Source organism: Achromobacter sp. (assembly GCF_057314935.1).
In genome coordinates this window covers 37,207-43,628 of record NZ_DBHKZA010000055.1, presented here as the reverse complement: position 1 = coordinate 43,628, position 6,422 = coordinate 37,207, and the positions used below count along the sequence as shown (strand labels likewise).

Here is a 6,422-nt window from a genome sequence, read left to right as displayed (position 1 = left end):
GCCGAGCGCAGCCTGGATGTGCAGTACTACATCTGGCACGACGACATGACGGGCACGATGCTGCTGGAAGCGCTGCACGCCGCTGCCGACCGGGGCGTGCGCGTGCGGCTGCTGCTGGACGACAACGGCACGTCGGGCCTGGACACGGTGCTGGCCGCGATGGACGAACACCCCAATATCGAAGTCCGCCTGTACAACCCCTTTGTGCTGCGCTGGCCCAAGCCCTTGGGCTACGTCACGGACTTCAGCCGCCTGAACCGGCGCATGCACAACAAGTCCTTCACCGCGGACAACCAGGCCACCATCATCGGCGGGCGCAACGTTGGCGACGAATACTTCGGCGCCGCCAACGGCGTGCTGTTCACCGACCTGGACGTGCTGGCGATCGGCGCGGCAGTCAATGACGTGTCGATGGATTTCGACCGGTACTGGGCCAGCGAATCCGCCTACCCCGTGGACCGGCTGCTGAAGAAGCCCGAACCGGGCGCGCTGCAAGCGCTGGAGGCGCGCGCCAGCAAGGTGGAACGGTCGCCGGAGGCCGCCGCCTATGCCGACGCCATGAAGCAGTTGCCTTTCATCCGGCAATTGCTGCAAGGCGAGCTGACCCTGGAATGGGCGAACACCCGCATGGTCAGCGACGACCCGCGCAAGACGCTGGGCACCGCGCCGCCCGAAGCGATGCTGCCGCACCAGCTGCATGAAATCATCGGCACGCCCGCGACCGACCTGGAACTGGTGTCGCCCTATTTCGTGCCCACGGCCGCCGGTACGGAAGCCTTTGCGAAGATGGCCGAAAGCGGGGTCAAGGTCCAGGTGCTGACCAATGCGCTGGAAGCGACCGACGTCGCAGTCGTGCATTCCGGCTATGCCAAGCGCCGCAAGGACCTGCTGGCAGCCGGCGTGGAATTGTTCGAAATGAAACGCATGGCGGGCGAGGTCGAGCGCAACAAGAGCATGGGGCCCTTCGGCAGCTCGGGTTCCAGCCTGCATGCCAAGACTTTTGCAGTAGACGGGCAACGCATTTTCGTCGGGTCGTTCAACTTCGACCCCCGTTCGGCCAAGCTGAATACCGAACTGGGCTTTGTGATCGACAGCCCGACCTTGGCGGGCCGTATCGCCGACGCCTTCAAGAACGACCTGCCCAAGGTGGCCTACCGCGTCTGCCTGGACGACAAAGGCGACTTGTATTGGCTGGAACAGCGCAACGGGGAAACGATCCGCCACGATACCGAACCGGGCACGACGGCCTGGAAGCGGTTTTCCGTCTGGTTCGTATCACTGCTGCCGCTGGAGCCGCTGCTGTGAACCCGGCGCAACAAGCGGAGTTCGCCTAGGGCCGCGCAGGCGTAGACTGGGTTTTTCTTCTACGCCTTGCCTGCCCTGGCCTCATGGACATGCTGCCTGCCGCCCCCCTGCCCGACCTGGATTGGGCCCGGATCACCGAGTCGCTGGATGCGCACGGCAATGCCATCGCGCCCGGCCTGCTGACCCCCGCCCAATGCGCGGCGCTGGCGGCTGGCTACTCGGCCGCGGACGGCTACCGCAGCCGAATCGTGATGGCGCGCCACGGCTTCGGCCGCGGCGAATACAAGTACTTTTCCTATCCGTTGCCGCCGTTGCTGCAGCATCTGCGCACCGCCTTGTATCCGCAACTGGCGCCGATCGCAAACCGCTGGAACCGGCAGTTGGGCGTCAATGTGCAGTATCCCGCCGACCACGCGGCCTTCCTGCAGCGCTGCCATGACGCCGGCCAACGCCGTCCCACGCCCCTGATCCTGGAGTACGGCCCCGGCGACTACAACTGCCTGCATCAGGACCTGTACGGCGAACACGTGTTCCCGCTGCAGGTCGCGGTGCTGCTGTCACGCCCCGGCCTGGATTTCACGGGTGGCGAATTCGTGATGACGGAAACCAGCAGCCGCGAACAGTGCGCCCAGGTGCTGCCGCTGCGGCAAGGCGACGCGTTGATCTTCACGGTGAACCAGCGGCCGGTGCCCGGCGCGCGTGGTTGGCGCAAGACCGCCATGCGGCACGGCGTCAGCGCACTGCGCAGAGGCCGGCGCCACACGCTGGGCCTGATCTTCCACGACGCCCAATGATCATGGCGACGACTTTGGACTTGTTTGGCGATGACGACACCGCGCAAAGCGGACGCGAAGCGATCGGGCCGCAATCCTTCGTGCTGCGCGGGTTTGCGTTGCCCTTTGCCGAGGCGCTGCTGCAAGGCGTGGACACCGTCGCCGCACAGTCCCCCTTCCGGCACATGCAGACGCCGGGGGGCTACACCATGTCGGTCGCGCTGACCAATTGCGGGCAGTGGGGCTGGACGACGGATGCGCACGGCTATCGCTATACGCGCATCGACCCGCTGTCCGGACTGCCCTGGCCCGACCTGCCTTCGGCCTTCCTGCAACTGGCGCAGGCTGCGGCGGCCGAGGCCGGCTTTCCCGGCTTTCCCGGCTTTACGCCCGACGCCTGCCTGGTCAACCAGTACGAGCCGGGATCGCGGCTGTCGCTGCACCAGGACAGGAATGAACGCGACTACGGCGCGCCCATCGTGTCCGTATCGCTGGGCATGCCCGCCGTCTTCCTGTTCGGCGGCAACGAACGCCCGGACAAGACCGTGCGCGTGCCCTTGCTGCATGGCGACGTGGTCGTGTGGGGCGGCGTGGACCGGCTGCGCTATCACGGCGTGATGCCCATGAAAGACCTGCCGCATCCCAGGCTAGGCAGCCGGCGGATCAACTTCACCTTGCGCAAGGCAGGCTGAACTGCAAAGGCCCATATGCGGGTTCCCCGCGTCTGGCTGTCCGGACGCGGCCGCCCTACTATGTCGCACCCTTGGCCCTGCGCGTCCGCGCCTGCGACTCTCCATGCGTATCCGTCCCTGCCTGTTGCTTGCCAGTTTCCTGTTGCCGTCCCCGCTGCCGGCGGCCCCCGCCGCCCAGCCGCCCGCGCTGATCGAGAATACGCTGGGCATGGTGTTCGTCGCCATTCCCGCTGGCGCGTTCCAGATGGGCAGCGACGAATCGCCCGAGGCGCTGGCGCGCGACTACCCGCAATATCCCAAGGACCGCTTCGCGCAGCTGTTCGACGAAGCGCCGGTGCATACCGTGCGCATCACCCGGCCGTTCTACCTGGAACGCACCGAAGTCACCGTCGGACAGTTCCGTCGCTTTATCGAAGCCTCCGGGTACGTGCCCGAGTCCGAGGCCGACGGCACCGGCGGCTATGGCTACAACGCCGCCTACGATCCCGACAAGTCCGAACGCGGCGACGCCTTCGAAGGCCGCGACCGCCGCTACTCCTGGCGCAACCCTGGCTTTGCCCAGACCGACGACCACCCCGTCGTGAACATCAGCTGGAACGACGCCCAGGCACTGGCCCGCTGGCTGACCCAGAAGGAAGGCCACGTTTACCGGCTGCCCACCGAAGCCGAATGGGAGTACGCCTGCCGCGCCGGCACGCGCACCCGCTACCAGAACGGCGACGACCCGGCGGGCATGCCCGATGCCGGCAACGGCTTTGACGCCGACGCTGAACCGCTGTGGCCGAAATGGCAGGCGTTCGCCTCGGCGCGCCACGACGGTTACACCTTCACCGCACCGGTGGCCAGCTACGCGCCCAATGCCTTCGGCCTGTACGACATGCACGGCAACGCCTGGGAATGGGTGGCGGACTGGTACGGCGAGGACTACTACGCGCACTCGCCCACGGACGATCCGCAAGGCCCCGACAGCGGCAACGTGCGCGTGCGCCGGGGCGGTTCCTGGCACACCTGGGCGCTCTATACCCGGTCGTCCTACCGCAACTGGAACACCCAGGAAACACGCTACCCGCTCGTGGGCCTGCGGCTGTTGCGGGAGGCCGACAGCCGGTAAAGCGCCGCGACGGGTTAGCATAGCCGCACGCTTAACCTCAAAGAGAGTCCTGACATGCATTCGCTGGGCCGTCTCGTCCTTCTCGTGAACGACTACGACACCGCCATTTCTTTCTACCAAGACAAGCTCGGCATGGAGGTGTTCGTCGATATGCCCGTGGGCCAGCAACGGTATGTGCACCTGCGCCTGCCCGAACAGCCCGCGGTCGGCGTCTGGCTGCTGCAAGCCCTGACCCAGGCGCAACGCGACCGCGTGGGCGACCAGACCGGCGGCCAGCCGGTGGGCGTGTTCTACACCGACGACGTCGTACGCGACCACAGCAAGTTCGCCGCACGGGGCGTGCGTTTCACCAAAGAGCCCGTCCATGACGACACCACCGTCTACGCCCACTTCATCGACCTGTACGGCAACGAGTTCGTATTGGTGCAGGTGAAGAAGTAACCCCTGCCGCATGTCCGCCATGACCTTGGCCAAACCGAAGCAGGACTGGATACTGCGTGCCGCGCCCTCGGGCCATGTGGAGCGCATCGAGGCCTATTTCGGAGGTCATGGCTACGACATGCACCGCCACGACACGTACGCCATCGGGCGCACGCTGTCGGGCGTGCAAAGTTTCCACTACCGGCGCTCGTGCCGGCACAGCCTGCCGGGCGGCACCATCGTGCTGCATCCCGACGAGCCGCATGACGGGCAGGCAGGCACCGAAGCCGGTTTCCACTACCGCATGATCTATGTCGAACCCGCGCTGATCCAGCAGATCCTGGGCGGCCGGCCGCTGCCGTTCATCGCGGGCGGCATCTCTGCCGACCCGCGGCTGCATGCCGCCAGCGAGGCGCTGCTGCAATGTACCCGGGCAGCAATCGACCCCTTGCAGGAAGACGACGCGCTCTACGACCTGGCCCACGCGCTGTGCGCCGCCGCAGGCCGCCCCCCAGGACGCCGAACGGCCGATTACCCGGCTGCGGAGCGCGCCCGGCAGTTCATCCATGCGTCGCTCGGCCAGCCCATCACGCTGGACCAGCTGGCGCAGGCCGCGGGCAACGACCGCTGGCGCCTGTCGCGCGACTTCCGCGCGCTGTTCGGCACCAGCCCCTATCGCTACGTGATGTTGCGCCGCCTGGACCTGGCCCGCCGGCTGATCGCAGCCGGCCAGCCGCTGGCGGACGCCGCGGCCGGCGCCGGCTTCACCGACCAGAGCCACCTGACGCATCGCCATGTGCAGACCTACGGCATGACACCCGACCGCTGGCGGCGGATGCTGCACAGCTAGCCTCGGCCGTACGGCACGGAAAACCTGCAAGAACGTACAAGACGGCGCATGCGCTGCCGCCCTATGCTGCAGACGTCTTCCCTCGTTCAGGCCCCGCCATGTCCCCCATATCCTCCATCAATATCGCCGGCAAGCTCTCGCTATTCTCCGAGCACTGGCAGCCCAAGGTCATCGCCCAGATGAACGACTACCAGTTCAAGGTGGTCAAGGTGCAAGGCGATTTCGTCTGGCACAGCCATGCGGACACCGACGAAACGTTCATCGTCGTCAGCGGCCGGCTCCGGATCGAACTGCGCGACGGCCACATCGACCTGGGGCCGGGCGACATGACAGTCATCCCCAAGGGCGTGGAGCACAAGCCTTGCGCGCAGGAAGAAGCCCACCTGATGCTGGTGGAGCCCTGTGGCGTCGTGAACACCGGCGACGAGGGCGGCGCGCGCAGCGCCCCGAACGACGTGTGGATCTGAACCTGCGTTCTGCTAACGTGGCAGCCATGCAGGAGAAAACCATGTCCAAAGTCATGCTTGTTACTGGCGCAAGCCGCGGCATCGGCGCCGCCGTCGCCAAACTGGCTGCCCGCCGCGGCTATGCGGTCGGCGTCAACTACCGCACCCACGCGGACGCCGCCGAAGCCGTCGTGGCCGAGATCCGGCGCGAAGGCGGCCAGGCGCTGGCCATCCAGGCCGACGTCTCGCAAGAAGACCAGGTGCTGCGCATGTTCCACACGCTGGATGACCGGCTGGGCCGCCTGGATGCGCTGGTCAACAACGCCGGCATCCTGGAAAAGCAGATGCGCGTGGACGACATGGATGCCGACCGCCTGCTTCGCGTGTTGTCCACCAATGTCATCGGCGCCTTCCTGTGCGCCCGCGAGGCCGTGCGGCGGATGTCGCCGCGGCATGGCGGCCAGGGCGGCGCCATCGTCAACGTGTCCTCGGCCGCCGCCCGCCTCGGCTCACCCAACGAATATGTGGACTACGCCGCGTCCAAGGGCGCGCTGGATACGCTGACGATCGGCCTGTCCAAGGAAGTGGCGCCGGAGGGCATCCGCGTGAACGGCGTGCGGCCCGGCACCATCTACACCGACATGCACGCCAGCGGCGGCGAACCCGGTCGCGTGGACCGGCTGAAAAACGTGATCCCGTTGCGCCGGGGCGGCTCGGTGGATGAGGTGGCGGGCGCGGTGCTGTGGCTGTTCTCGGACGAAGCCGGCTATACCAGCGGCTCGTTCATCGACGTCTCCGGCGGCAGCTGACCAGCCGCGCGGGCGA

8 protein-coding genes are annotated in these 6,422 nt (G+C 66.9%); all 8 read left to right on the top strand.

What is annotated here, in order from left to right:
• The coding region (locus ACO6D5_RS19850; protein WP_485826307.1) for a phospholipase D family protein at nucleotides 1–1,305 on the top strand (1,305 nt) is incomplete at its 5' end.
• Nucleotides 1,306–1,388: 83 nt separating this feature from the next.
• Entirely contained in the window at nucleotides 1,389–2,099 is a 711-nt protein-coding gene (locus ACO6D5_RS19845; RefSeq protein ID WP_485826306.1) for a 2OG-Fe(II) oxygenase, read from the top strand.
• A gap of 2 nt (nucleotides 2,100–2,101) precedes the next feature.
• Complete coding sequence (alkB, locus tag ACO6D5_RS19840; protein ID WP_485826305.1) at nucleotides 2,102–2,770, top strand: DNA oxidative demethylase AlkB; 669 nt, start codon at nucleotides 2,102–2,104, stop codon at nucleotides 2,768–2,770.
• 103 nt (nucleotides 2,771–2,873) lie between these two features.
• On the top strand, nucleotides 2,874–3,881 hold the full coding sequence (locus tag ACO6D5_RS19835; protein ID WP_485826304.1) for a formylglycine-generating enzyme family protein: 1,008 nt from the start codon (nucleotides 2,874–2,876) through the stop codon (nucleotides 3,879–3,881).
• A gap of 54 nt (nucleotides 3,882–3,935) precedes the next feature.
• On the top strand, nucleotides 3,936–4,322 hold the full coding sequence (locus ACO6D5_RS19830) for a VOC family protein (protein WP_006222559.1): 387 nt from the start codon (nucleotides 3,936–3,938) through the stop codon (nucleotides 4,320–4,322).
• Nucleotides 4,323–4,341: 19 nt separating this feature from the next.
• Nucleotides 4,342–5,151, top strand: coding sequence for an AraC family transcriptional regulator (locus ACO6D5_RS19825; protein ID WP_485826310.1), 810 nt, complete (start codon nucleotides 4,342–4,344; stop codon nucleotides 5,149–5,151).
• A gap of 98 nt (nucleotides 5,152–5,249) precedes the next feature.
• Complete coding sequence (locus ACO6D5_RS19820; RefSeq protein WP_315844726.1) at nucleotides 5,250–5,618, top strand: cupin domain-containing protein; 369 nt, start codon at nucleotides 5,250–5,252, stop codon at nucleotides 5,616–5,618.
• Nucleotides 5,619–5,659: 41 nt separating this feature from the next.
• On the top strand, nucleotides 5,660–6,406 hold the full coding sequence (locus ACO6D5_RS19815) for an SDR family oxidoreductase (RefSeq protein WP_315844727.1): 747 nt from the start codon (nucleotides 5,660–5,662) through the stop codon (nucleotides 6,404–6,406).
• The last annotated feature ends 16 nt before the right edge of the window (nucleotides 6,407–6,422 follow it).